12 protein-coding genes are annotated in these 23,943 nt (G+C 76.4%); 10 read left to right on the forward strand and 2 right to left on the reverse strand.

Annotation, left to right across the window (positions count from 1 at the left end):
- Positions 1 to 39: 39 nt before the first annotated feature.
- Genes ACH4PY_RS29015 through ACH4PY_RS29030 form a run of 4 tightly spaced genes read left to right on the forward strand, consistent with a single transcriptional unit; the run spans position 40 to position 12,254 of the window.
- Complete coding sequence (locus ACH4PY_RS29015) at positions 40 to 3,114, forward strand: amino acid adenylation domain-containing protein (RefSeq protein WP_398189267.1); 3,075 nt, start codon at positions 40 to 42, stop codon at positions 3,112 to 3,114.
- Positions 3,111 to 3,551 (forward strand): phosphopantetheine-binding protein, encoded by a 441-nt coding sequence (locus ACH4PY_RS29020; protein WP_398189270.1) that lies wholly within the window; start codon positions 3,111 to 3,113, stop codon positions 3,549 to 3,551. Before ACH4PY_RS29015 ends, ACH4PY_RS29020 begins: the two co-directional genes overlap by 4 nt.
- The gene (locus tag ACH4PY_RS29025) at positions 3,548 to 9,037 is read left to right on the forward strand and encodes an amino acid adenylation domain-containing protein (protein ID WP_398189273.1); all 5,490 of its coding nucleotides are present in this window, start codon (positions 3,548 to 3,550) and stop codon (positions 9,035 to 9,037) included. Before ACH4PY_RS29020 ends, ACH4PY_RS29025 begins: the two co-directional genes overlap by 4 nt.
- Positions 9,024 to 12,254: an amino acid adenylation domain-containing protein gene (locus ACH4PY_RS29030; RefSeq protein WP_398189276.1), complete on the forward strand. Its 3,231-nt coding sequence runs from the start codon at positions 9,024 to 9,026 to the stop codon at positions 12,252 to 12,254. The genes ACH4PY_RS29025 and ACH4PY_RS29030 overlap by 14 nt, the downstream gene beginning before the upstream one ends.
- Positions 12,255 to 12,810: 556 nt before the next feature.
- Here ACH4PY_RS29030 and ACH4PY_RS29035 read toward each other — a convergent pair.
- Positions 12,811 to 14,157, reverse strand: a complete 1,347-nt coding sequence (locus tag ACH4PY_RS29035) for a condensation domain-containing protein (protein WP_398189279.1) — start codon at positions 14,155 to 14,157, stop codon at positions 12,811 to 12,813.
- Between the two features lie 565 nt (positions 14,158 to 14,722).
- Between ACH4PY_RS29035 and ACH4PY_RS29040 the strand changes: the two genes are divergently transcribed.
- The 4 genes from ACH4PY_RS29040 to ACH4PY_RS29055 all read left to right on the forward strand — a co-directional run bounded on the left by ACH4PY_RS29040 (position 14,723) and on the right by ACH4PY_RS29055 (position 19,032).
- Entirely contained in the window at positions 14,723 to 16,675 is a 1,953-nt protein-coding gene (locus ACH4PY_RS29040; RefSeq protein ID WP_398189282.1) for an amidase, read from the forward strand.
- Positions 16,672 to 16,842 (forward strand): hypothetical protein, encoded by a 171-nt coding sequence (locus ACH4PY_RS29045; RefSeq protein ID WP_398189285.1) that lies wholly within the window; start codon positions 16,672 to 16,674, stop codon positions 16,840 to 16,842. The genes ACH4PY_RS29040 and ACH4PY_RS29045 overlap by 4 nt, the downstream gene beginning before the upstream one ends.
- Positions 16,843 to 17,015: 173 nt before the next feature.
- Positions 17,016 to 18,425, forward strand: coding sequence for an MATE family efflux transporter (locus ACH4PY_RS29050; RefSeq protein WP_398189287.1), 1,410 nt, complete (start codon positions 17,016 to 17,018; stop codon positions 18,423 to 18,425).
- A 136-nt stretch (positions 18,426 to 18,561) separates the two neighbouring features.
- Complete coding sequence (locus ACH4PY_RS29055) at positions 18,562 to 19,032, forward strand: PPOX class F420-dependent oxidoreductase (protein WP_398189290.1); 471 nt, start codon at positions 18,562 to 18,564, stop codon at positions 19,030 to 19,032.
- 33 nt (positions 19,033 to 19,065) lie between these two features.
- Here the strand turns inward: ACH4PY_RS29055 and ACH4PY_RS29060 are convergent, their stop codons facing one another.
- Positions 19,066 to 19,914: an SDR family oxidoreductase gene (locus ACH4PY_RS29060; RefSeq protein ID WP_398189292.1), complete on the reverse strand. Its 849-nt coding sequence runs from the start codon at positions 19,912 to 19,914 to the stop codon at positions 19,066 to 19,068.
- Positions 19,915 to 20,012: 98 nt separating this feature from the next.
- On the opposite strand from ACH4PY_RS29060, the gene ACH4PY_RS29065 reads away from it, so the two are divergent.
- Both ACH4PY_RS29065 and ACH4PY_RS29070 read left to right on the forward strand, forming a co-directional pair.
- A complete protein-coding gene (locus ACH4PY_RS29065) occupies positions 20,013 to 20,411 on the forward strand; it encodes a winged helix-turn-helix transcriptional regulator (protein ID WP_398189295.1) in 399 nt (132 codons plus the stop codon).
- An 89-nt stretch (positions 20,412 to 20,500) separates the two neighbouring features.
- The gene (locus tag ACH4PY_RS29070; RefSeq protein ID WP_398189297.1) at positions 20,501 to 23,899 is read left to right on the forward strand and encodes a hypothetical protein; all 3,399 of its coding nucleotides are present in this window, start codon (positions 20,501 to 20,503) and stop codon (positions 23,897 to 23,899) included.
- Positions 23,900 to 23,943: the final 44 nt, after the last annotated feature.

The raw sequence follows: 23,943 nt of genomic DNA on the forward strand, positions 1-23,943 counted from the left end.
CGCCCCTCACGGATTCCCGACAGCGAAGCGAGTCCTCCCATGCCCGAACCCCGTGCCACCGCCCTCCCGGCAAGCCTCCCGCAGCAGGGCGTCTGGCTGACCGAGCGGCTCGACGCCGCCCGCACGAGCTACCACCTCCCGCTGCGGATCGGCTTCGACCGTGTCGACCCGGCCGCCCTGCGCGCCGCCTGCGCGGCCGTCGTCGCCCGCCACCCCGCGCTGCGCGGCACCCTGGCCGAACGCGACGGGGTCGTCGGACTCCACCGCGCGCAGGCCGACGTCGTCCTCGCCGAGAGCGCCGCCGCCGACAGCCCGGCCGCGCTGGACAAGCTGATCGAGGAGGAGGCGACCCGCCCGTTCGTGCTGGAGACCGGGCCGCTCGCCCGGCTGACCCTCTTCCACCGCCCCGACGGCGGCGCCGACCTGCTCTTCGTCGCCCACCACGCCGTCTTCGACGGCATGTCCAAGGACGTCCTGGTGCACGATCTGGCAGCCGCGTACAACGCGGCCGTCGCGGGCACCCCGGCCGACCTCGGCACACCGGCCCCCGAGTCGCCCGCCGAGCCCGACGCGGCGTCGGTACGCGCCGCCGCCGACTGGTTCGGGCCGCGCTGGACGGACTCCGCCGACCTGCTGCTGCCCGGCCTGCGCCGGGCCGCGCAGGGCGTCGGCCCGGGTGCGGCCACCGCCCGCCGCCTGGACCCGTCCGCGCTCGCCGCGGCGGCCGGGGCCTGCGGGGTGAGCACCTTCGAATTCCTGCTCGCCGCCGTGCACACCCTGTTGCGGCGCTACGGCAACACCGCCGCCCCGGTGGCCCTGGCGCTCTCCACCCGGCCCCCCGGCCCCGCCCGCGAGATCGGTCTCTTCGTCAACGAACTGCCGCACCACCCGCCCGCCGTGGACGCGGACGGCGCGGCGCCCTCCTTCCACGACTTCGCCCTCGGCGTGCGGGCCGGGCTGCGCGAGCTGTACCGCTTCCGCACGGTGCCCTTCGCCCCGGCCGTCGGCGGCCTCACCCCGCGCGTGGGCCTCACCCCGGTGTCCTTCGGCTACCGGCGCCGCGGCCCGGAGCCCGTCTTCACCGGCACCGCGAGCCGGGTCGACTGGATGATGTTCAACGGGACCGCCCGCAGCACCCTGCACATCCAGGTGGTGGAGTCCGCCGACGCTTGCGACCTCAGCCTCCAGTACGACCCCTCGGTGATCCCCCCGCGGACCGCCGAGCGCGTCGCCGGGCACCTGGAGACGCTGCTCGCCGCGGCGGTCGCCGACCCGGGCACGGGCGTGGACGCGCTGCCGCTGCTCGGCGCGGACGAACTGCGGCAGGTCACCGGGGACTGGAACGACACCGCCCGCGACTACCCCGCCGACCGGACCGTGCTCGACCTGTTCGACGAGCAGGCCGCCGCCCGCCCCGGCGCGGTCGCCGTCACGGCCGCCGACGCCCAACTGACGTACCACCAGCTCAGGGAGCGGTCGGTCGAGCTGGCCGGGCGGCTGGCCGCCGCCGGGGCCGGTCCCGGCAGCCTGGTCGGGGTGCACCTGGCGCGCACCTCGACGCTGCCGGTCGCGCTGCTCGCCGTGCTCAGGACCGGCGCCGGGTACCTGCCGCTCGACCCCGGCTACCCGCCGGAGCGGCTGGCGCTGGTGCTCGCCGACTCCGGCGCCGCGCTGCTGCTGGCCGACGGCGAACCCGCCGCCGAGGTCGCCGCCGCCGCGCCCGCCGTGCTGCGGCTCGACCGGCTCGACCGGCCCGTCGCTGCGGCGGACTCCGCGGACCTGCCGCTGCCCGCACCGGGCCCGCTGGACCGCGCGTACGTCCTCTACACCTCCGGCTCGACCGGCGGCCCCAAGGGCGTGTCCGTCGGCCACCGGGCCCTGGTCAACCTGCTCAGCTCCTTCGCCGACCGGCTCGGCTCGGCCGACCGGGACCGCTGGCTCGCACTGACCTCGCTCTCCTTCGACATCGCCGGGCTGGAGATCTTCCTGCCGCTGGTCACCGGCGCACGGCTGGTGCTCGCCGGTGACGGCCTCGCCCTCGACGGACCCGGGCTGGCCGAGCTGATCCGGCGCGAGCAGGTCACCCACGTGCAGGCCACACCGTCCGGCTGGCGGGTGCTGCTCACCGCGGACTCCCTCCCGTCCGGGCTGACCGCGCTCGTCGGCGGCGAGGCCCTGCCGCTGCCGCTCGCCCGCGACCTGCGCGCCCGGGTGGACCGGCTGTTCAACGTCTACGGGCCCACCGAGACGACGATCTGGTCCACCTGCGCGGAGCTGCCGCCGCTGCCGCAGGCCGTCGGGATCGGCCGCCCGATCGCCAACACCCGCGCCTACGTGCTCGACCCGCAGGGCAGCCCGGTGCCCGTCGGCATCCCCGGCGAACTCCACCTGGCCGGGGACGGCGTGGCCCAGGGCTACCTGGACCGGCCGGAGCTGACCGCCGAGCGGTTCGTCCCGGACCCGTACGGCGGCGGCCGGATGTACCGCACCGGGGACCTGGTGGCCTGGACCGAGGACGGTGAGCTGGACTTCCTGGGACGGCTGGACCACCAGGTGAAGATCCGCGGCCACCGCGTCGAGCTGGGCGAGATCGAGTCCGCGCTGCTGGAGCACCCGGCCGTCGCCGCCGCGGCGGTGGCCGTGGACACCGGGCAGGACGGCGAACCGCGCCTGGCCGGCTACCTCGTGGCCGCGGCCGGCGCCGTCCCCGCCGCCGCCGAACTGCGCGCGCACCTCGGCCGGACGCTGCCCGGCGCCATGGTCCCGCAGGTCTTCGTGACCCTGCCCGCGCTGCCGCTCACCCCCAACGGCAAGCTGGACCGCCGCGCGCTGCCCGCACCGCCCGCCGAGGCCGCAGCCGAGCCGCGCGAACCGGCCGCCGCGCCCGCCGGGGACCCGGTGGAGGCCGAACTGAGCGCCATCTGCTCCGAGGTGCTCGGCATCCCGGACATCGGATCGGACGAGGACCTCTTCGACATCGGCGCGCACTCCCTGAGCTTCATCCAGATCGCGGCCCGTATCCGCAAGTCCTTCGACGTCGATCTCGACCTGGAGATCTTCTTCGACGTGACGACCGTGGCCGGGCTCGCCGCAGCCGTGAAGGAGCAGCAGTGACCCACGAGTTGAGCACCGCCGCGACCGCGCCCGCACCGTCCCTGCTCGCGGTGCTCGCGGGCATGACGGCCGAGGCGAGCGACGACGCCGTGACCGTCGCCGAACTGCTGGCCGCCCCCGACACCCCGTTCGTCGCGATGGGCCTCGGCTCGCTCGCGCAACTGCGGCTGGTGGACGCGGTGGAGGCGCGCTACGGGGTCTTCCTCGACCTGGACCAGGGCGACTTCCTCGGCAGCCTGGACGCGCTCGCCGCCCACCTGACCGCCGAGCACGGGGTCGCCCGGCAGCCCGTGGCCGAGCACGGAGCAGACGAGCACGAAGCAGCCGGAGTCGTCGTCGCCGGACACGCCGTCGCCGAACACGCGGTGGCCGCTCTCGCGACCGGCGAGGACACGGCGAACGAGCACGGTGCGTCCGGACCGGGGGAGCGCGGATGAGCGACACCCGACCGCAGCCCGCGGGCTGGTCCGACACCAAGCGCGCCCTGCTCGCCCAGCGCCTGCGCGGCGCGGCCGCGCCCGTCCAGGTGGTCGCCCCGCGCCCGGCGGGCACCGTGCCGCCGCTGTCCAGCGGACAGGAACGGCTCTGGTTCATGGAGCAGTTCGCCCCCGGCGGGGCCGCCTACGCGCTGGCCCCCGCCCGCCTGCTGCGCGGCCCGCTCGACCGGGCCGCGCTGGACGCGGCGCTCACCGACCTGGTGGCCCGGCACGAGGCGCTGCGGATGACCTTCCCCGGCACCGAGGACGGCGCCGCCGCGCTGCACATCGCCGAACCGGGCCCGTTCGGCGCGCGGTTCACCGACCTCTCCGAACTGCCCGACCCCGCCGCCCGCGCCGCCGAGCTGGTCGGCGAGCGGGCCGCCGAACCGTTCGACCTCGCCGCCGGGCCACTGCTGCGCGCCGAACTGCTCCGGCTCGGCGCGCAGCAGCACGTCCTGGCGCTGGTGATGCACCACATCGTCACGGACGGCTGGTCGGTCGACATCCTGCACCGCGAGCTGGACGCGCTGTACGCCGCGCACGCGGACGGCACGCCGTCCGGACTCGCCCCACTGGACGTGCAGTTCGGCGACTACGCGGTCTGGCAGCGGGAGCGGCTGGACAGCGGCGCCCTGGCCGCCGACCGGGCGTACTGGCGGACCGCCCTGGAGGACGTACCCGCGCTCGACCTGCCCGCCGACCGGCCCCGGCCGCCCGTGCTCACCTTCGCGGGCGCCGCCCACGCCTTCCACTGGGACCGCCGGCTCACCGACCGCATCGCGGAGGTGTCCCGCGCGTACGGCGCCTCGACGTACATGACCGTCCTCGCCGGTTACCAGGCCCTGCTCTCCCGGCTGGGCGGACAGCGGGACTTCGCGGTCGGCTCGCCGGTCGCGGGCCGGCTGCACCGCGAACTCGAAGGCGTGGTGGGCGCGTTCGTCACCATGCTGCCGATGAGGGCCCGGCTGGAGGAGGGCATGGGTTTTGGCCGGCTGCTGAGCCGGGTGCGGGAGACCACTCTGGACGCCTACGCCCACCAGGAGGTGCCGTTCGAGCAGATGGTCGCCGACCTGGACGTCACACGGGACGTCAGCCGGTCGGCGGTGTTCCAGACCACCTTCGCCTTCCAGAACTACGGCGAGCGGGGAGCCGCCGCCCCGGCCGCCGGGACCGAGGGCTTCGGCTACGCCGCCACCTCCACCCACTTCGACCTGGCGCTCTACCTCGGTGAGCAACCGGACGGGCTGCACGGCCTGTTCACCTACCGCACCGACCTCTTCGACGAGGCGACCGTCGTGCGCCTCGCCGAGCGCTTCGAACTGCTGCTGGACGCCGCGCTTGCCGACCCCGACCGCCCGGTCGACGAACTGCCGCTGCTCACCGCGCAGGAGCGGGAGCAGCTGGCCGCCTGGTCAGCCGGTCCCGAACTGCCCACGGGCGGGCCCGAAACGCTTCCCCGGCTGCTGGCGCGAGCCGCGCGGGAGTTCCCCGGCCGTACCGCGCTGGCCTTCGAGGACCGGTCACTGACCTACCGTCAGCTCGACCGCAGGGCCAACGGACTGGCGTGGCGGCTGCGCGCCCTCGGGGTCGGCCCCGACGACCGGGTGGCGATCTGCCTGGAGCAGTCGCCCGACCTGGCCGCCGCCCTGGTCGGCGTGCTCAAGTCCGGCGCCGCCTACCTGCCGCTCGACCCGGAGCAGCCGCCCGCCCGGCTGGCCCACCTGGTCGCCGACGCGCAGGCCGCCGTCCTGATCACCGACGCGGAGCTGCGCGAGCGCTTCCCCGGCTACGAGGGCGCCGAACTGCTGCTGGACGGCGGTGAGTTCGAGGAGCGGGACGAACCCCCGGCCGAGGTCTGCGGCCCGGACGACCTGGCCTACGTCATCTACACCTCCGGCTCCACGGGCCTGCCCAAGGGCGTCGCCGTGCAGCACCGGCAGATCCTCAACTACCTCACCGGCGTGGGGGAGCGGCTGCGGATCGCCCCCGGCGGCCGGTACGGGCTGCTCCAGTCGCTGTCCTTCGACTTCAGCCTCACCATGCTCTACCTGGCCCTCGGCAGCGGCGGCACCCTCCATCTGCTGCCACGCCGGATCTCCGGCGCCGAACTGGCCGAACGGGTCCGGTCGCTGGAGCTTGACTATCTGAAGATGACGCCCTCGCACCTGGCGGCCCTGACCGCGGACGCGCCCGCCGAGCGGTTGCTGCCGCGCCGCGCGCTGGTGCTCGGCGGCGAGGCGTCCAACTGGGCCTGGGCCGCCGAACTGGCCGCCACCGGGCGGTGCGCGGTCTTCAACCACTACGGGCCGACCGAGGCCACGGTGGGCGTCTCGGTCTTCGAGGTCGGCCCCGTGCCCGGCCCCGGCAACACCCCCGTCGGCACCCCGCTCCCCGGCGCCCGCTGCCTGGTCCTGGACCGCGCGATGCGCCCGGTCCCGCCCGGTGTGACCGGCGAACTCCACCTGGGCGGCGACCGGTTGGCGCGCGGCTACCTGGGCCGCCCCGACCTCACCGCCGAGCGCTTCGTCACCGACCCGGAGGGCGGCGGCCGGCTCTACCGCACCGGCGACCTGGCCCGCTGGCGCCCCGACGGCACCCTGGAGTACCTGGGCCGCGCCGACGACCAGATCAAGGTGCGCGGCTACCGCGTGGAGCCCGGCGAGATCGAGGCCGCGCTCGCCGAACTGCCCGGCGTCACCCAGGCGGTGGTCGTCAGCCGCAGCGAGGGCGTACGGCAGAACCTGGTCGGCTACCTGGAGCGCCCCGGCGGCCCCGAGCCGCTCGCCCCGGCCGACGTGCGGGCCCGGCTGCTGGAGGTGCTGCCCGACTACATGGTCCCGGCACGCTACGTGGAGCTGGAGCGGCTGCCGCTCCAGGCGCACGGCAAGGTCGACCGCAGGAAGCTGCCCGAGCCCGAGGAGGCCGCCGCCACCGGCGAGTACGTCGCGCCCGACGGCGAGGCGGAGACCCGGGTCGCCGCCATCTGGACGGAGCTGCTGGAGGTCTCCCGGGTCGGCGCGCTGGACGACTTCTTCGAACTCGGCGGGCACTCGCTGCTCGCCACCCAGGTGGTCGCGCGGATCCGCCGCGCCTACCCCGACCTGCCGGTCCCGGTCGGCGTCATGGACATCTTCCGCTTCCCGACAGTGCGCGGGCTCGCCGGGCTGATCAGCGACCCCTCGGCGGACCGCGGGCCGGGCGGGCTGCTGCACCGGCTCACCCCGGAGCGCCGCCGTACCACCGCGAGCGTGGTGTGCGCACCGTACGGCGGGGGCAGCGCGCTGATCTACAAGCCGCTGGCCGACGCGCTGCCGGACGACTGGGCGCTGCACTCGCTCGCCGTCCCCGGCCACGAGCTGGGCGAGCAGGCGATGCCGGTCGAGGAGGTGGCGGCGGCGTGCGCCGAGGAGATCCTCGCCGGTGTGGAGGGCCGCCTGGTGCTCTACGGGCACTGCGGGCTCGGCGTGCAGCTCTGCGTCGAGATCGCCCGCCGGGTCGAGGCGGCCGGACGCGAGATCGAGGCCGTCTACCTCGGCGGGATCTTCCCCTTCGCCCGGCCGCGCGGCCGCGGCGCCGCCCTCGCCGAGCGCTGGTCGGAGCTGGCCGAGCGGCTGCGCAGCGACCAGGGCATGGTCAACGCCCTGGCCGCGGCCGGACTGGACACCGAGGACGTCGACCCCGAGCAGCTGCGGCTGATCATCCACAACCGCAGGAGCGGCACCAAGGAGGCGGAGCGCTACTTCACCGAGCTGTTCGAGACCGAGGGCGGGCGGACCCTGGACGCCCCGGTGATCGCGGTGTGCGGCGAGCGCGACCCGGCGACCGAATTCCACCAGGAGCGCTTCCTGGAGTGGCACCGGATCACCGGCACAGCCGCCGCGGTGGTGCTGGCCGAGGCCGGGCACTTCTACCTCAGATACCGGGCCGAGGAGCTGGCCGCCGTCGTCACCGGGGTGCACGAGGCGCTCGCCGACGGCACCGAGGACCGCTACGGGCGCACCGAGGAGTCCACGTGGTGGCTGGACGGGGTCTCCCGCGACCCGGCGGCCCGCACCGGCGCCCCGGCCGACGGCGAGGTCCGGCCCGGCATGGGCCGCTTCCTGTCGGTGGCCGCCGGTCAGCAGGTGTCGATGATCGGCTCGGCGCTCACCGAGTTCGCCCTGCCGATCTGGATCTACCTGCGGACCGGGTCGCTCGCCCACTTCGGGCTGCTGGCCGCTTTCGCCCTGGTGCCCGGCATCCTGGTGGCGCCGCTCGCGGGCACCGTCGTCGACCGGCACGACCGGCGCAGGACCATGCTGATCGGCGACCTCGCCGCCGGTGCCACCCAGGCGGTGATGCTGGTACTGGCGCTCACCCACCGGCTGGAGGTCTGGGAGGTCTACCCGCTCATCTCCGCGCTCTCGGTCGCCCTGGCCTTCCAGCGCTTCGCCTGGGGCTCGGCTGCCGCCCAGCTGGTGCCCAAGCGCTTCCTGGGCCGGGCCAACGGCGTGGTCCAGCTGGCCTTCGGCTTCGCCCAGTTCCTGGTGCCGCTGTTCGCCGTCGGCCTGCTCGCGGCCGTCGGCCTCGGCGGCATCCTCGCCTTCGACGTGGCCAGCTACGTGTGCGCGGTCGCCGTCGTCGCCCTGGTCAGGTTCCCGCGGGCGATGGCCTGGCACCGTCGGGAGTCGGTCGCCGAGGAGATACGGGCCGGGTTCCGGCTCGCGCTCGGCAGCCGGCACTTCCGCGCCATGCTGCTGTTCTTCGCGGTGCTCAACATCTTCCTCTCCCCGCTCTTCCTGCTCACCACCCCGCTGGTGCTCTCCTTCAGCCACCTGGCCGCCACCGGCTGGGTCGCCATGGGCGGCGGCGCCGGCGCGATCGCGGGCGGGCTGACCCTGCTGGTGTGGGGCGGACCGCGCCGGGACCGGCTGCGCGGTGTGCTGCTCGCCGCCCTCGCCCTGTCCGCCGCCTGCCTGCTCACCGGCCTGCGCCCGGCGCTGCCGCTCGTCGCGCTCGGCGCCTTCGGCATGGCCTACGCGCTCGCGCTCGTCAACGGCGTCTACGCCACGATCATCCAGACCAAGGTGCCGCAGCGCTTCCACGGCCGGGTCATCGCGGTCAACACCATGGTCGCCTGGTCCACCCTGCCGGTGGGCTTCGCCGTGGTCGCGCCCTTCGGACCGAAGCTGCTCCAGCCCCTCATGGACCCCGGTGGCGCGCTCGCCGGCACCGCCGGGCACCTCCTCGGCGCCGGCCCGGGACGCGGAATCGGCCTGCTCTACGTGCTGTTCGGCCTGGCCATCGCGCTGCTCGTGACGATCTCGCTGCGGCTGCCGGTACTCGCCCGCTTCGACCGGGAGGTGCCGGACGCGCCGTCCGACGACCTCGTCGGCCTCCAGGCGCTCCAGACCCGGACCGCCGTCCGAACCACCACCCCCGAGGTGCCCCGTGACCAGCCCTGACCCCGTGCGCCACTACCCGCTGACGGTCGAGCAGCGCCGCCTGTGGTTCCTCCAGCAGCTCGACCCGGCCGACGCCAGCTACAACATGTACATCGCCTGGCGCTGGCGCGGCCCGCTCGACCTGGCCGCGCTGACAGCCGCCCTGGACCGGCTGCGGGACCGGCACGAGGTGCTGCGCACCCGCTTCGACCTGCTCGACGACCAGCCGGTGCAGCTCGTCGGACCGCTCCAGCCCCTCGCGATCGAGGAGGTGGACGTCGCGGTGCCGCCCGGCGCGGACCCGGCGGAGATCGCCCGGCTCGCGGCGGAGGCCGCCGGTGCAGGCGTCAACGCCCCCTTCGACCTGGCCGCGGGCCCGCCGCTGCGGCCCGCGGTGCTCCGGCTCGGCCCGGACGACCAGCTGTTCTGCCTGACCGTCCACCACATCGTCAGCGACGGCTGGTCCGCCCGGCTGCTGTGGTCGGAACTGCTCGCCTGCTACCGCGCGGAGCTGACCGGAGGGGAGCTGGTACTGCCGCCCGTCACGGGGACGTTCGGCCACTACGCCGTCGCCGAGGCCGAGCGGCTGCGCGGGCCGCAGGCCGCCGCGGAACTCGACTACTGGAAGGAGAAGCTGGCCGGGATCGCCCGCCTCGAACTGCCCACCGACCGCCCCCGCCCGGCCCGCCCGGACCGCCACGCCGTCTTCGGCGACGTACGGATCGACCCCGGACTGCACGCCGAGGTCGAGCAGCTGGCCCGCAAGGAGCGCTGCACCCCGTTCATGGTGCTGCTCGCGGCCTACCAGATCCTGCTCGGCGCCTGGGCCGGACAGCGGCACTTCGCCGTCGGCGTCCCCGTCGCCGGGCGCACCGAGGTCGACCACGAGTCGCTGCTGGGCTACTTCAGCAAGACCGCCGTCGTCCGCGCCGATCTCTCGCCCGTGACCGCCGACGGGACGGACACCGACGCCGACTTCCGCACCGTGCTGCGCCGGGTCCGCTCCGCCGCGATGGGCGCCTTCGGGCACCAGGACGTCCCCGTCGAACGGCTGGTCCCCGCCCTCGGACTGCCGCGCCAGGCGCACGTACCGCCGCTCTTCCAGACCCTCTTCGTGCTCCAGAGCCAGAACGACCTGTCCACCGAACCGGCCGCCGACACCGTGCCGGGCGTCGCCCTGGAACCGGCCGACGCCGGATTCGCCCAGGCCAAGTTCGACGTCCTGCTGGACCTGTGGCGGGCCGCCGACGGCGGGCTGCACGGCGCCTTCTGCTTCGACGGCGAGCTGTTCGACCGGGCGACCGTCGAGAGCACGGCCGCGCGCTACGAGCAGATCCTGCGCGCCGTGGTCGCCGACCCGCTGCGGGCCGTCACCGGCGACCTGCTGCTCACCGCCGCCGAGCGGGACCGGGTGCTCGCCCTCGGCGCCGGGCCCGCCCTGCCCGCCGAACTCCCCACCGCGCTGGAGCTGTTCCGGTCCGCCGCCGCCCGGCACCCGGAAACGGTGGCGCTGGAGTGCGCCGGCGACACCCTCGGCTACGGCGAACTCGACCGGCTCTCCACGCTGCTGGCCGAACGCCTCGGGCCGCGCCCCGGCGCCGTCGTCGCGGTCCGGCTGGACCCCTCCTTCGACCTGGTCACCGCGCTGCTGGCGATCTGGAAGGCGGGCGCGGGCTACCTCCCGCTGGACCCGGCCCACCCCGCCGAGCGGCAGCGGCTGCTGCTCGCGGACGGCCGCGCGGAGCTGCTGATCGCCGCCGAGGACGACGAGGACGCCGCCGGGCTGGGCGTCCCCGTGCTCGAACTCCCCGCGGCCCGGCCCACCGGCACACCGCGGGGCACCCTGCCCGCGGTGCCCGCGTCGGCGCCCGCCTACCTGCTGCACACCTCCGGCTCCACCGGCCGCCCCAAGGGCGTCCTGGTCGACCACGCGGCCCTCGCCGCCCGGCTGCACTGGATGGCCGGACCCGACGGCTACCGGCTCCAGCCGTCCGACCGCGTCGTGCAGTTCGCCTCGATCGGCTTCGACACCCACGCCGAGGAACTGTGGCCCGCGCTCGCCGTCGGCGCGCGCTGCGTACTGCTGCCCGGCGGCGGGCGCATGCTGCCCGACCACCTGCGCACCCCGGCCGCCGCGGAGATCACCGTCCTCGATCTGCCCACCGCCTACTGGAGCGAGCTGGTGGACCTCGGCGACGACCTGGCGTGGCCCCCCGCGCTGCGGCTGGTGATCCTCGGCGGCTCCGAGGCCACGGCCCGGTCCGTCGCAGCCTGGCGGGCCCGGCACGGCGACACCGTACGGCTGGTCAACACCTACGGCCCCACCGAGGCCACGGTGATCGTCACCAGCGCAGAGCTGACCGCGGCCGACACCGCCGCCCGCCCACCGCTGGGCCGCCCGCTCCCCGGCGTGCGCGCCTACGTGCTGGACGCGGGACTGCGGCTGCTCCCGGCGGGCTTCGAGGGCGAACTCGCGCTGGGCGGCGCGGGCCTGGCCACCGGCTACCACGGACGCCCCGACCTCACCGGGGCGAGCTTCGTCCCCGACCCGTACGGCACGCCCGGCGCCCGGATGTACCTGACCGGCGACCGGGTGCGCTGGCGGGCCGACGGACAGCTGGAATTCCTCGGCCGCACCGACGACCAGGCGAAGATCCACGGCCGCCGCGTCGAACCCGGCGAGATCGAGGGCGCCCTCGCCGCCCACCCCGGGGTGGCCCGCGCCGCCGTGGTCGTCCGCGACGGCACCCGGCTGGTGGGCTACGCGGTGCCCAGGACCGGCGCCGTCCTCGAACCGTCCGCGCTGCGCGAGCACCTGGCGGCCCGGCTGCCCGCCTTCATGGTGCCCGCCGCCTTCGCCGTGCTGGACACGCTGCCGCTCACTGCCAACGGCAAGCTCGACCGGGCAGCGCTGCCCGACCCGGGGCCGGACGCCACCGGCAGCCGCGAGTACCTCGCGCCGCGCACCGACGCGGAAGTGCTCGTCGCCGGCATCTGGCAGGACGTGCTGGGGGTGGAGAAGGCGGGCGCCCTCGACCACTTCTTCGAACTCGGCGGCGACTCCCTCCTGGTGACCCGGGTCGCCGCCCGGATCCGCGCCGCCGTCGGCCTGGAGGTGCAGGTGCGGGACGTCTTCGAGGAACCGACGCTCGCGGGCCTCGCGGCCCGGGTCGAGGACCTGCTGATCGCCGAGATCGACGCGCTCAGCGAGCCGGAGGCGGCCCGCCGCCTGGGCTGACCCCCGCGGGGGTGGGGGGGGGGGGGGGGCGCCCCCCCCCCCCGGGGGGGGCCCCCCCCCCCGCCCCCCGCCCCCCCCGGCCGCCCCCCCCCCCCCCGGGGGGGCCCCCGCCCGCCGCCCCCCCCGGGGGGGGGGGGGGGCCCCCCCGGGGGGGGGCCCCCGGGGGGGGGGGGGGGGCCCCCGCCCCCCCCCCCACCCCGGGGGTGTGCCCCCCGCCACGGACGACGGCCCGCGCGGCCGGTCCGACCCGCCCGGTGGCGGACGCCGGAGCCGGACCGCGCCCGTGGATTCGTCCTCCGGACTCGGACTCGGACCCGGACTCGGCCCCGGACGCCGGCCCGCCCCCGCAGCGGCGGATGCCGGACGGCGGACCGTGTCCCCGGTCCGTCCCCCGGCCGCGGATGCCGGACGGCGGACTGCGTCCCCGGTCCGTCCCCCGGCCGCGGATGCCGGACGGCGGACTGCGTCCCCGGTCCGTCCCCCGGCCGCGGACGCCGGACGCCGCATCCCGCCGCCGGTCGGCCGCCCCGCCGGCCCCGCTCCCCGGTGGGCGCCGTCAGGCGAGGGCCGCGGCGACCACGCGCTCCTCCACCGCGCGCAGCAGCGGTTCCACCCCGGCAGCGGGCACGGAGCGGGTGTCGACCAGCAGGGTGGCGCAGGTCCGGCCCGCGACCTGGCCCAGGCCGAAGAAGAACCGGCAGTCCTGCCGGGCCCAGCGCGACCGCCAGCGGAAGCCGCCCGGCTCGGCCGCGGCCAGCTCTGCCGGATCGGGGGCGGCGGCGCCGTGCTCGGTCTCCCGGTGGTCGTTGAACAGGGCGTTGAGGTCGAGTGCCGCGCCCCGCCGCTTCTCCTCGGCCGTGACGGCGTCCGCGAGCGCCCCCGGGTCGTAGTGGCCGTGCCGGGACGTCTGGAGCTGGGCCCGCCAGGCTTTGCGGGCCAGCTCGTCGAACTCGCCCGAGCCGCCCAGGACCACCAGCCCGTTCTGCGCGAAGGCGCCGACCGCCGTGCGCTGCTCCTCGGCCACCCGGTTGCCCAGGATGACCTTGAGCGGTACCGCCGCGAACCCCGTGCGCTCGGCCAGCTCCTGGCCGAGCGCCGCCAGGACGACCGCGCTCGGCGAGGTGCCGGTCCTGACCGCGGCCAGCCTGCTGGCCAGGTCCATCCGCGCGCAGCCGAGTTCGCCCTCCCACCAGCGCACCTCCTCGCCCGGCCCGGCGTCCTCGGGCCACAGCGAGGCCGGGATGCCGGTGAGCTGACGCGACCACAGGGCGACCGCCGCTGCGCTGCGCGCGGTCGCCTGCGGCCCGGCCTCGTACGCGGCCTGCTCGCGCGGCTGCCGTCCCGGCACGGGCGGCGGCAGCACCCCGGGGCGGCGGCGCCGCTGGGCGAGCAGTCGGCGCAGGTCGTCCAGCACCACCTGGGCGCCGGTCCCGTCGGCGGCGATGTGCGCCACCGTCACGACCGCCCCGGCCACCCGGCCTTCCGTCAGGACCGCGGTCACCCGTACCGGCAGCCCGTCGCCGAGCAGGTCGAAGCGCACCGCCTTGTCGGCCGCGGCCTCCCGCTCCAGCACCGGCGCGAGCTGCTCGGCGGCGTCCGCCTCGACCAGGCGCACCGTCAGCGTCCCGGCACCGCCCAGCCGCTGGCGCAGTCCGCCGCCGTTCTCCAGCCGGTAGACGGTGCGCAGCGACTCGTGCCGCGTGAGCAGGGCGCGTATCACCTCGGCGAAGTCGGCCGGAGGGACCGGATGGCGCAGGGGGAGCGTGAGCGCGATGTTGAAGTAGTGGTCGTCCGGCGCGTACCAGGAGATCGGCTCCCAGATCGTCCGCTGCCCCCAGGTGGCGGCCCAGCTCCCTTCCATCAGCCCCTCGAACCGGACCTCCAGCCCCGCGCTGCCGTCCATCGGCGCCCCTCCGCTCCCCGCAATTGGTACAGACCAAGGGGATCCTAGGGCTGCCGGGGGCGCGGGGCGAGGGATTCGCCGACATCCGCGCGGCCCCGCCCGGCCGGGGTGCGGTCCGGTCCGCGCCCGCCGCTGCCGGTCCGCCGCGGGCCACGCCTCCGGAATGAATTCCCGCCGGAAATACTCGCCCTTTCCGGGACGCCGGACGCCCGCCGTGAACCATGGGTCGGAGGTGGCCCGGTGTGCGCTCGCGTACGCACCTCCGGGAGTGTCCTGCGCCGTGTTTAATGTGCGTTGCGCGCGCCTCTCCCGCAGCGGGTGAAGGGCCGTTCAGCTGCGCAGGGAAGGTCGGTTGGGCCGGATTGACGCGCTTTTGACGGGGCGCCGAATGTGATGTCCAGGACACTCGACGGAAACAATTCCATGAAGTGAATTCATCGTGCATGAAAATGTCTTCCCGTGTCTTCCGGATACCGCGCCGGGCGGCCTAGAGTCGTCCGCAGGACGCGAATGCGAAGCACCGGTCCTTTTCATCTCCCTTCCGCAGAGGACAGGAAAGCCGTCCATGACGCCAGAACGTGCCATGTCCACCCGACCCTCCCGCTCCGGCCCCGTTCCCGACGGCGCGGCCGACGCGCCCGCGGGCGTGAGCCGCCGGGCCGTGCTCGGCGGGGCCGCCGCAGTGGGCGGCGCCGCCGCCGTCTCCGCGGCCGTCGCGACACCCGCCTCGGCCGCCCCGCAGGCCGCGGGCCCCGCCGGGGCCGACGCGACCGCCCGGCTGCTGGCCGCCCTGCCGCCGGTCTCCGCCGTCAGGAAGCGCGCCCGGCTGGTCGACTACGAGGTGGTCGAGCTGGCGGCGCTGATGCGCGCCCGGGTCGTCACGGCCGTGCAGGTCACCAAGGCGTACCTGGACCGTATCGACCGCTTCAACGGCCCCTTCGAGACCTACGGCGACAACGGCCTGTACAACGCCTTCGTCCGTATCGACCGGGAGGGCGCGCTCGCCCAGGCGGCCGCGGCGGACGCGCGCTTCGCCCGCGCGCGGCACACCCACGAGGTCCTGCCGCCGCTGCTGGGCATCCCCTTCGGCATCAAGGACTCCGTCGCCGTCGAGGGCCTCGACGCCAAGGACGGCAGCCACGCCTTCGACGGCAACACCGCGCTGCGCGACGCGACCGTCGTGCACCGGCTGCGCGAGGCCGGCGCGGTGATCCTCGGCCACACCGTCTGCTCGGCCTTCTCCGGCTCCATCACCGGCACCTTCGCCGGCAACGCCTGGAACAAGGACTACGTGCCCGGCGGTTCGAGCCAGGGCTCGGGCGTCGCCCCGGTCGCCCGGCTCGCCGCGGCCTGCATCGGCGAGGAGACCGGCGGCTCGATCATGATGCCCTCGGCCGCGAACGGCGCGAGCGGCATCAAGCCGTCGCTCGGGACGAGTTCGGTGGCCGGCCTGATGCCGCTGTCACCCGGCTACGACGTGCTCGGCCCCATCGCCCGCTCGGTGCGCGACGCCTCGCTCGTCCTGTCCGTCATCCTCGGCCCCGACCCGGCCAACGACCCGCTGACGCTCGCCGCGCCCGAGCCCTTCCCCGCGATGCCGCTCACCGCCCGCAAGGGCCGCCGCCCGCTGGCCGGTGTCACCGTCGGCGTCCCGCAGTCCGACTGGATGCGCACCGGCCGCGGCGTCCAGACCGGCACCGCGCCGCAGGACACCTACGACGCCGACCACCTGGCCGCGTTCCGGCGGCTCAAGCAGCAACTGGTCTCGCTGGGCGCCACGGTGAAGGACTTCCCGGGCCTGGACGTCACGGTCGCCGCCAACGACCCGTACTTCTCCAGCACCGACGTGCTCGCGACCGTCGACGGCTCCCCGGTCTCGCCCTCCTCGGCGGTGCTCAGCCCCAACCGCTACGAGATCCGCTACTGGGACGCGGTCAGGGACTTCGCCGCCACCCGCCCCGCCGACCAGGCCGCCGCGCTGCTCGCGCAGTACGGCCGCAAGGCGCCGGGCGAGAGCGCGGCGTCCTTCGAGTCGGCGACCCGCTTCGCCGGGATGATCCCGGCGTCCGTGCGCGTCGAGGGCGAGAAGCGGCGGCGCGCCCTCCAGGCCAACTACCAGGCGGCGCTGGACGCGGCGGGCGTGGACTTCATGCTCGTGCTGTCGCTGGGCGCGCAGATCGGGCTGCGCAGCGGCGGCGGCGGCTTCCCTGTCTACCGGGCGTACTACCAGCTCCCCAACGCCCTCGCCTGGCCGATGGTCTCCTTCCCCGTCGGCTACGACAGCACCGTCGGCCTGCCGATCTCCGCGCAGTTCTGGGGCCCGCGCTTCAGCGAGCCGCAGATCGTGCAGGCCGCGATCGACTACCAGGAGAACTTCCCGCAGTACCACCAGGCCGCCCCGCCCGACCCGGTCGCCGGTGCGCCGAAGGCCGCGCCGCGCACGCTGCGCCCGGCCGAGCCGGTGACCCCGCCCGAGCTGTCCAACGACCCGCTGGTCGCCGAGGAGGCCCTGCGATGAGCTTTCTGACGGTCGGCTGGGAGCCCGTGATCAACGCCGGGCTGCTGCCGCAGCACCCCGGGGACGACACCGAGCCCGTCGCCACGGTGGGCTGGCTGCCCAAGCTCGGCACCGCCTTCTACCCCTACCCGGACGACGACCCCGAGGCGCCGCCGCCCGGCCGATGAGCGGATGAGCGGATGACCGCACCCGGGCCGCCCGCGCCGTACGGGCCCGGGTGCGGCCGTCCCGGGACGGCCTCCCCGGGTGCACCGCCCCGGCGCAGTACGATCTGGCGCGGACGTGGCGCGACGGACCGGCGGCCGGTTCCGGCTGCCACCGGCGGGCGGCGGGAGGACCGGTGCGACCCAGGCGGCGCGGGCGGGCCCGAACCGCCGCGCGGGAGCAGGTCGGCGCGCTCGGCACCGAGCCGGTGGGACGGCTGCTGCTGCGCACCTGCGCGCAGACGACCATGTCGGTGGGCGTGTTCGGGATCTACGCGCTGACCAACGCCTGGTTCGTCGCGCGCGGGGTCGGCCCGGACGCGCTCGCCGCGGTCAACCTGCTGGCCCCGGTCCTGCTGGCCGTCGGGGCGGTGTCCACCGCGGTCGGCGTGGGTGGCGCCTCCCTGGTCTCCCGCAGCCTCGGCGCCGCCGACCCGGCCGGGGCCGCGCGGGCCGCCGGGAACGCCTTCGTCTTCTTCTGGGCCTGCGCCGCCGCCGTCGGCGCCACCGGCCTGCTCGCGCTCGACCCGCTGCTGACCGTGCTCGGCGCCACCGCCGGGACCCGCGGCTACGCGCACGACTACGGGCAGATCCTGTTCGCCGGAGCGGTCATGTCGACCGGCTTCTCCAGCCTCATGCGGGCCGAGGGGCGGATGCGCTTCTCCACCCTCCAGTGGGTGCTGCCGGTCGTCACCCAGATGTGCCTGGACCCGCTGCTGATCTACGGCTGCGGTCTCGGCGTGCGCGGCGCCGCCCTGGGCACGGTCGGCGGCCAGACGGTGTCCGCGGCGACGAGCGTGTGGTTCTTCTTCCTCCAGCGCCCCCGCCCCTACCGCGTCACCCTCGCGGACCTGCGGCCGCACGGGCCCACGCTGCGCCGCCTGCTGGCCGTCGGCGCGCCGTCCTTCCTCGTCGGCTTCGGCGCCACCGTGGTCGCCGCTCTGGCCAACACGCGGCTGGTCGCCCTCGGCGGACCGCTCGCGGTGGCGGCCTTCGCGCTGTGCGGCCGGGTGGGGACGTTCGCCGCCATGCCCCAGACCGGGATCGCGCAGGGACTCCAGCCGCTGGTCGGCTACAACGCGGGCCGCGGCCTGGCCGCGCGCGCCGAGCGGGCCACCGGCCTGGCGCTGCGCGCCACCGTGGGCTACGGCTGCGCGGTGTGCGTGGTCCTGCTGTGCGCGGCGGACCCGGTCGTCTCCCTCTTCACCGGCGATCCGGCGCTGCACGCGCAGGCGGTCGGCGCGCTGCGGCTGTTCGCCCTGGTCCCGCCCTGCGCCGGACTGGCCCCGCTGGTCTGCGCCCGCTTCCAGGCGCTCGGGCAGCCGCGCCCGGCCTACCTGATCTCCGTCGTCGCGGTCGTGGCGGTGCGCGTCCCCCTGCTGTTCGCCCTCGGCCGCTTCGGCACCCGGGGCGTGCTGGCCAGCTTTCCGCTGGCCGAACTGGTCACGGCCGTGCTGGCGCTGCTCGTCCTGCACCGCAGCCGGGCACCCGCCGCCGCGGGACCGGAGCCGCGCGGCGGTCAGCAGGGCGCGCGGGCCCCGGGGTGACGCGGGCCCGCGACGCGCGCCCTGCTGACCGCCGCGCGGGCGGAATCGGCGCGGCGGCGGGGGCGTTCCCCCTCCCGGAGCGAGCGGGCCCCGCGCCCGCCAGGCCCCGGCCAGGACACCGTCCCCGAGGAGCGAGATGAGCCAGCCGAATCCCGACAAGCCCGCCGACACGACGCTCGACCTGCTGCGCACCCGGCGCACCGGCGTCCTCGTCACCCTCAAGCGCGACGGCCGGCCGCAGCTGTCGAACGTGTCCTTCACCTACGACGACGCGACGCGGCTGATCCGCATCTCGGCCACCGACGGCCGCGCCAAGACCCGCAACCTGCGCCGCGACCCGCGCGCGAGCTTCTACGTCACCACCGCCGACCTGAGGTCGTACCTGGTCGTCGAGGGTGACGCCGTGATCACGCCGACCGCCGCGGACCCGCACGACGCGACGGTCGACGAGCTGGTCGAGGTCTACCGGGCCATCGCGGGCGAGCACCCGGACTGGGACGACTACCGCGCCGCGATGGTCGCCGACGGGCGGCTCGTGATCAGCCTGCGCGCCGACCGCGGCTACGGGCTGACGCCCGAGGGCCCGTCGAGCGGCCCGCTGGACTGACCACCGGTCCGGCCACGACGCCGACCCGGCCGGTCAGTTCTTGAGCGCCTCGGCGACGGCGTCGGCGAGGGTGCCGGTCGGGCGGCCGATCAGCCGGGCCAGGTCGCCGCTGCCGCCTTCGAGCAGGCCGGTGCGGATGCCGTTCACATCGACGTCGACGAGGATCTCGGCGTAGGGGGCGGGCAGGCCCGCGCCGGTCAGCACCTCCTGGAGCTGCTGGGGCTCCAGGTCGTGGTGGTCGACCGACGCACCGCTCTGCCGCGCCAGCTCGGCGGCGTACTCGGCCAGGGTGAAGGCGTCGTCGCCGCTCAGCTCGTACGCGGCGCCGTCGTGCCCACCGGTGGTCAGGACCACGGCGGCGGCCTCGGCGTAGTCGGCGCGCGGGGCGGCGCCTATGCGGCCCGAACCGGCAGCCCCGGCGACCCCGTGGGCCAGCTGCACGGGGATCTGCGCGGTGTAGTTCTCGGTGTACCAGCCGTTGCGCAGGAAGGTGTGGACCAGGCCGGAGTCCACGACGAGCTGCTCGGTCGCCTTGTGCTCGTCGGCGAGGACGAAGTCGGCGGCGGGGCCGCCGAGGATGCCGGTGTAGACCAGGCGCGCCACGCCCGCGGCCTTGGCGGCCTCGATCACGGCGGTGTGCTGGGCCACGCGCCTGCCGACCGCGTCGCCGGAGATCAGGAGCACGGTGTCCCCGGCGTGGAAGGCCTCCGCCAGCGTGCCGGGGCGGTCGTAGTCGGCGAGGCGGACCTCGACGCCCAGGCCGGACGCCTTCTGCGGGTCGCGCACGGCGGCGACGACCTGGTCGGCCGGGACACGCCGCAGCAGCGCGGCGGTCACGAGGCGGCCCAGCTGTCCGGTGGCACCGGTGACGACAATGCTCATGAAAAGCTCCTTTTATCCCTTTTGATCAACTACCTCACTTACTTTAAGTGGGGTTCCTGCCTCTACGGAAGTACGCACCTTTAGGTAAGCTAGGTGGTATGACCACGACCTCGGCCCGCGCGGGCACACCGCTGCCCTTCGACGCGCTGTCCGCCGACTGCCCGTCCCGCTCCGTGGTGGACCGGCTGACCAGCCGCTGGGGCGTGCTCGTGCTGGCCGCCCTGCGGCGCGGTCAGGTGATGCGCTTCAGCGAACTGCGCCGCACGGTCGAGGGCGTGAGCGAGAAGATGCTCGCCCAGACCCTGCAGAGCCTGGAACGCGAGGGCCTGGTGCACCGCGAGGCCCGCCCCGTGGTGCCGCCGCACGTGGAATACACCCTCACGCCCTCCGGCGAGGAGGCGGCCGAACTCGTCGTCGGCCTGGTCACCTGGGCGGAGGCCAACGCCGAGGCGATCGTGCGCGCCCGCGCCTCGTACGACGGCCGCCGTACGGCCTGAGCGCGGCAATCCGGGACGCACCGCCGAGGCCTGTCGTACCGTCGAAAACCCGTACGGGCGGCGGCCCGTGCCCCGGCACAATGGCGCGCATGCCGGCCCCTTCCCACGACCCGCGTACCGCCGTCGACGAACTGCTCGCGCGGCTCGACCCCCTCGCCCACCCCGCCCGGATGCGGGCGGTCGCCGCATGGGCGCGCGAGCGCCGTCACGGCGGCCGGCCGGGCGCGCTGCCGGCCGAGCTGGAGACGCGGGGGACGTACGGGCGGCGGCTCGCCGCCGTCGCCGCGAGCGCGGCCCGGGACGCCGAGCACCTCGCGGCCCGGCTCGCCGACCCCGACCCGTTCGTGCGCGGGCACGCGCTGCGGGCCGCGTGCCACCTGCCGATCGGCGACGACGCCCTGGAACGGGCGATGGCGGACGCCCCGCACGTGGTGCGGGCGGCGGTGGAGGACACGGTCGTCGCGAGCGGGCGGACCGCGCTCGCCGAGCGGCTGATCGGACCCGTCCGCGAGCGGTGGGGGGACGCCGAGGCGGTCCGGCTGCTGCCCGGCTGCGGCGCCGAGACCGTTCGGGCCCTGCTGCCGGACCTCTTCCCGGCGGTGACGCACTGGCGGCGGCTCGCCCGCCGCCACCCGGACGCGGTGCTCGACGAGGCCGCCCGGCAGCTCGCCGGACTGCCGGAACAGGCCCGCGCCGACTGGTGGGTACGCAACGGCGACCTCTTCCCCGCGGTCGCCGAGATCCGCCCGCTGCGCGTCCTGGACACACTGGAGGAGCACTGCCCGCCCCACCCGCCGGCCGCGGTGCACGCGTGCCTGGCACCGCTGCTCCGGGCCGCCCCGGGCCGGACGATCGGCCTGCTCACCGCCCCGGAGCGGGCCGCCCGGCCCGCACCCGGCCTGGTCTCCCGCACCGCGCTGGGCCGGATCGCGCGGCTCGGGCCGCCGGAGCTGGCCCACCTCGGCCGGGCGTGGACCCGCACCCCGCAGCAGTACGCGCTGCTGCTGCGCGCCCTGCCGCCCTCGGCCCGCGAGGCCTTCCACGACACCGTGACCGCGGGCCGGGACATGAGCCGTGCCGCCCTCGCCGAATGCGTGCTGGAGGCGCTCCCGCGCCGCCGCGCCCACGCCGAGGCCCGGCGGACCGCGGCGCAGGCCGCAGAGCGCGGCGAACCGTGGTCCACGGTGCTGGCCGCCGTCGCCCACCTGCCGGTGGCCGAGGCGCGCGAGCGGCTGCTCGCCGCGACCCGCCGCCCGGCGGCGGACGACCGCGCCACCGCCTACCCGCTGCTGGTCCGCAACGCGGCCCGCTCCGGCGACCCGGCCGCCGTCGCCGTCCTGCTGAGCGACCTCCAGCGGCTGCGCAACGAGCAGGAACCGGTGCGCGGGCCCGCCCTCGTCGCCCTCGCCGCGGTGCCGCCGCGGCTCTTCCGGGACAGCGACACCGCCCTCCTGGGGCGGATCACGACCGACGCCGTCGAGGCCCGCGACAGCTCCGGGCGCACCCGGCACGCCCTCTCCGCGCTGGCCGCCGCGGTGCTGCGCGAGCACGCGGTGAGCGGTGAACAGGGCCTGGTGGCCTGGGCACTGGCGACCACGGCGCTGCTGTCCGGACCGACCCGCGGCGACGCCCTGGGACCTCTCGGCAGCAGGCTGCGCAAGGGCCAGGAGTTCCAGGTCCTCGACGCCCTGCGGCCGTGGCTGGCGGCGGGCGCGGACAAGGCCGACCACTCGCTCACCTTCGCGCTGGCCCGCGCGCTCGGCCGCCGCGCCCACCACATGCCGGAGCTGCGCGAACTGCTGTGGGACGCGGTCCGGTACGGCAACGACACCACCGTGCGGCAGGCCGTCGGCCTGCTGCTCGACGACCGCGTGCGGCGGGACGAGGACACGGCGCGGATCCTCGGCCTCGAACCGTCGGCGGCCGTGCTCCCGTCCGTCCTGCACGTCCTGACGCACCGCAGGACGGACCTGCTCGACGCCGTCCTCGCCGACACCCCGCCGTACGGGCGCTTCCTGACCCCGCGCACCCCGTGGCTGCCCCCCGTGGACGGCGTCCGCACCTGGCTGCCCCGCCAGCAGGCCGCGGCCGCGCGGCTGCTGGTCCGGGCCGCCGCGGACGCCGCGCTCCCGGAGCGGACCAGGGCCGGGCACATACGGGCCCTGGCCGAGATCCCCGAGCACGGCTTCCCCGCCGTGCGCCGCTGGACCGGCTCCCCGGCCACCGTGCTCGCCGAGGCCGCCCTCGCCGCCCTGGCGTGGACCGACCGCCCCGCCGACGCGTTGCCGCTGCTGCTGGAGCACGCCGGCGACGACCGGGCGCGCGTCGCCGTGTACGCCGCGCACCGGGTGAGCCTGCGCATCGCCCCGTCCGCGCTGGAGGCGGCACTGCGGGCCGCGCTGCTGCCCGGCGCGGACGGCGCCCCCGCCGCGGCGGCCAAGGTCACCAGCCGCAAGGAACTCGTCCGGCTCGCCGCCCAAGGGCTGCCCGTCCGCACCGCGACCGCAGTGCTCGCCGACACCTTCCGCCTCCCCGGCCAGCACCCCGACGTGCGGGCGGCCTGCGTGTCCGCCGCCGCCGGACTGCTGCCCGACCCCGCCGCGTGGGAGCTGCTGGAGGCCGCCGCCGACGGCCCGCCCGTCACCCGGACCGCGCTGCTGCGGGTACGCCCCTACGAGCTGCGGGCGTCCGAACGGCCGCGCTGCGCAGCGCTGGTGGGCCGGGTCGCGCACAGCGAGGACCGGGAGACCGCCGACCTCGCGGCGGGCCTGCTCCCGGTGTGGGCACCCTGGTACCCGCAGGCCGGGGCGGTGCTGGCCGCCCGTACCGCCGACCTCGGCAACCGCACGGCCTGGCGCGCCGCGGCCGACGGCCTCGTGGCCCTCGCCGCCACGCCGGACGGGGACGGGCCGCTGCTGGACGCCCTCGCCCGGCTCGCCGCCGTACCCGCCGACGACCGGGACGCCGGAGCGGACCGCGACCGGCCCGCCCGCCGGCGCCTCGCCCACCTCGTGACCGGGCTCGCGGCCGCGGCCGCCCCGCGTCCCGCCGCGGCCCATCGCGCGGCCGCCCGGCGCGCCGCCGGACTCCTCGCCGCCGCACCCGGCTTCCGGCCGGCGGCGGCGCGGCTCGCCGCCGTCGCCCTCGACCTGGACGCACCCGCGCCGCACCTGCTCGGCGGGCTGGACGACCTGGCCGCCCTGCACGCGGACCGCCCCGTGCTCGCCGACCGCACCGCGAGCACCCTGCGCGGGCGCCTCGGCGGCGCCCCACACCCCGGCGACCCCCTCGTCCTGCTGGCGGCCGCCGAACGCCTCACCCTGGCCGGCACCCACGCCGCCGGGCTGCTGGCCCTCGCCGTCACGGCGGCACTGGGCGCGCGCACCTCCTGGCAGCAGGAGTGGCGGGAACGGCTGCGGGCGCTGCGCCGCCACCCCTGCCCGGACGTCCGGGACGCGGCGCTGGCGGTGGCCACCGCGGCGGAGTGAACCGGGGCACGGCAGACGGGGGCCGTTGACAGGCGGCGGGCCCC

The organism is Streptomyces sp. NPDC021224, from assembly GCF_044332905.1.
Taxonomy (GTDB): Bacteria; Actinomycetota; Actinomycetes; order Streptomycetales; family Streptomycetaceae; genus Actinacidiphila.

Excerpts from the sequence above, each read along its gene's own strand:
- ACH4PY_RS29015 (WP_398189267.1), top strand. The coding sequence starts at position 40 with ATGCCCGAACCCCGTGCCACCGCCCTCCCGGCAAGCCTCCCGCAGCAG.
- ACH4PY_RS29025 (WP_398189273.1), top strand. The coding sequence starts at position 3,548 with ATGAGCGACACCCGACCGCAGCCCGCGGGCTGGTCCGACACCAAGCGC.
- ACH4PY_RS29035 (WP_398189279.1), bottom strand. The coding sequence starts at position 14,157 with ATGGACGGCAGCGCGGGGCTGGAGGTCCGGTTCGAGGGGCTGATGGAA.
- ACH4PY_RS29040 (WP_398189282.1), top strand. The coding sequence starts at position 14,723 with ATGACGCCAGAACGTGCCATGTCCACCCGACCCTCCCGCTCCGGCCCC.
- ACH4PY_RS29045 (WP_398189285.1), top strand. The coding sequence starts at position 16,672 with ATGAGCTTTCTGACGGTCGGCTGGGAGCCCGTGATCAACGCCGGGCTG.
- ACH4PY_RS29055 (WP_398189290.1), top strand. The coding sequence starts at position 18,562 with ATGAGCCAGCCGAATCCCGACAAGCCCGCCGACACGACGCTCGACCTG.
- ACH4PY_RS29060 (WP_398189292.1), bottom strand. The coding sequence starts at position 19,914 with ATGAGCATTGTCGTCACCGGTGCCACCGGACAGCTGGGCCGCCTCGTG.
- ACH4PY_RS29065 (WP_398189295.1), top strand. The coding sequence starts at position 20,013 with ATGACCACGACCTCGGCCCGCGCGGGCACACCGCTGCCCTTCGACGCG.
- ACH4PY_RS29070 (WP_398189297.1), top strand. The coding sequence starts at position 20,501 with ATGCCGGCCCCTTCCCACGACCCGCGTACCGCCGTCGACGAACTGCTC.